2 protein-coding genes and 2 pseudogenes are annotated in these 2,194 nt (G+C 70.9%); all 4 read right to left on the bottom strand.

Annotated features, from left to right (window positions below; genetic code table 11):
• Positions 1-498, bottom strand: a pseudogene (locus tag K206_RS40525) (hypothetical protein); the annotation flags it as partial.
• Between the two features lie 10 nt (positions 499-508).
• Positions 509-1,204, bottom strand: coding sequence for a C39 family peptidase (locus tag K206_RS0136450; RefSeq protein ID WP_020207142.1), 696 nt, complete (start codon positions 1,202-1,204; stop codon positions 509-511).
• Positions 1,201-1,644, bottom strand: a complete 444-nt coding sequence (locus K206_RS0136445) for a hypothetical protein (RefSeq protein ID WP_020207141.1) — start codon at positions 1,642-1,644, stop codon at positions 1,201-1,203. The genes K206_RS0136450 and K206_RS0136445 overlap by 4 nt, the downstream gene beginning before the upstream one ends.
• Before the next feature lie 194 nt (positions 1,645-1,838).
• Positions 1,839-2,194: pseudogene (locus K206_RS40520) on the bottom strand (hypothetical protein); the annotation flags it as partial.

Raw genomic sequence — 2,194 nt, 5'->3', positions numbered from 1 at the left:
TGGCGGCTGCGGCGGCGTCAGCGCTGGCGCTGCAGCGATGACATCGGGCGGGCGCGGCGCGGCGGCTGCCGGTGGCGCTTCCCGCGCTGGCGGCAATGCCTCGCGCGTGTCCGCGGCAGCGGCGACGTCGGCGCCGGACATGGCGGGCGCCGCCTCGTCGACGGCAGCGGCAAACACATCGAATTCCGTCGGCACCGCCGCGATGTCCTGCGGCGCCGGATCGCGCGCCGCGTTGTCCTGCGTTGCCGGCGTCCGGCCGGCCATGCCGCCCAGTGCGGCAGCGAAGGAAGGGTTGGTGGATTCCGCCTGCGCGGCAGGCGGGACGGCAAGGCCGGCGGCATCGCTTGCGCCATGCAGATCCGGCACTGCGAGCCCCGTGTTTTCATCGGCCCGCGCGTGGCCGGCGCAAGCCAGCCCTGCGCCGAGCAGCACCATCGCAGTAGCCGGACCGGCTGCGCTGCGGCGGGATTGCGTGGGCTTCGAGGATGCCTGGAACATGATGCGTTCCTTAGAAGTCGCTGCTGCCATGCGAAGGCATGACAGTGAAGAACAGACTATCCCGGTTGATACCCATTGAATAAGGGCCGGTCGGCGCCACGCGCCAGTCGGCCGCCAGGTTGAAGCGCGCCAGCTCCTCGCGGTTGTGGATGACGAACAGCAGCTGGCTGTCCCAGATGGATTCGAAATGCTCGCGCGAGATCGCGCGCGTGCCGAGCGCCGGATCGCCGATCAGCACGCGGTTGCCGCGCACGCCCTTGACCACCACGAAATGGTGGTAGCCGTTCTCGACCACCAGCACGATGGCCGGGATCTGCGTTTCCTCGAGCTTGGACAAGGGCAGCTCGTAGCCGTCGGCGATGAAACCGCGCGACTCGAGAAAGCGCTTCATGTCGAGCAGCGAGAAACCCTCCTGCCGGATCTTGGCCTGGTCGCCGTTGACGTACATGTTGGCGAACACCACCTGCTCGGTGACCGGGTAGCCGTACTGGTAGGTCAGCAGCGTGGCCACCGCCGCCGAGCCGCAGCTGAAGTCGTACTGCTGGCGGATGGTGGTCTTGTAGCGCGCCTCCTTGAGGCTGGTGACGCGCACGCTGAAGAAATGGCTGCCGTCGGCGGGAATGACCGCGTCGTCGGCGCGCGCCACCGGCGCGGCCGCCGCGGCCAGCGCGAGCGCGGCCGGCAGTAGCAGCTTGCGCAGCGTCATGGCTTGAACTGGACGTTGATGATCGTGGCGTTCTGGATCAGCACGTTGGAGCCCGAGTTCTGGATCACGGTGGGCAGGCCCGCGGCGCTGGCGAAGGAGCCGTCGGCGATGCTGTTGGCCCCGCTCATGATGTGGCTCGCGCTGTTGTCGGCCACGGTGCCGGCCAGGCGCATGTCGTTGGCCACCAGTTCGGAGCCGCCGCGGATGCCGTCCAGCCTGTTGCTGGCGACCGGCTTGCCGAGGCCGGCGAATACGCCGCGCCCCCCCGCGGGGGGAACCGGTTCCCGGACCGCGGCGCCGGTGTTGGCGGCGCTGGCGGAGTCTGCCGCAGGCACTGCGGCCGATGGCCCGTCGGGCAACGGGTCGGCCAGGGCTTGCAGGCCCGGCCAGACCAGGACGGCCGTCGCCATGACGGCGGCGGCAAAGCGGACCGATCGCATGTTGGTGTCTCCTTCGGCCTCTTGCCTGCCGCCCCCATCCGGACGGGCAAGCGGGAGACGAGTGGACGCTTCGTCGAACGGGCATCCTCGCGCGGACAACGCGCGCGGATGCCCTGAGTTGCCGGCTTGGTGCCGTGCCGGCGGGGCATGCGCGCGGGCCATCCACCCGCGGCGCGCCGCCGCCATGCACTGCCTTACTTGCCGACCGCCAGGTTGGCCTGGACGTTGACGCTTTGCTGCACCAGCGATGCCATGCCGCTGTTCTGGTTGGCGATCATGATGCCCGCGGCCGACTGGCCGACGCTGCTCATCATGTTGGACATGTTGAAGGTGCCGGCATCGACGTAGTTGGTGCCGCCGGCGCCGCCGGCTCCACCCACCGCGCCATTGCCCACGCCACCGGTGCCGCCGTTGCCGGTGCCGCCCGCGCCGCCCGCGCCGGAAGCCGCGCCGACCGCGCCGGCGCCCGCCGTGGCGCTGCCGTTGCTGGCCTGCGTCGAGGCGCCGCCAGCGCTGGCGTTGCCGCCCGCGCCGCCGTTGCCGGCCACGC

Origin of the sequence: Cupriavidus sp. WS (assembly GCF_000395345.1) — a bacterium.
GTDB lineage: Bacteria > Pseudomonadota > Gammaproteobacteria > Burkholderiales > Burkholderiaceae > Cupriavidus > Cupriavidus basilensis_B.
This window is presented reverse-complemented; position numbering and strand designations above follow the sequence as displayed.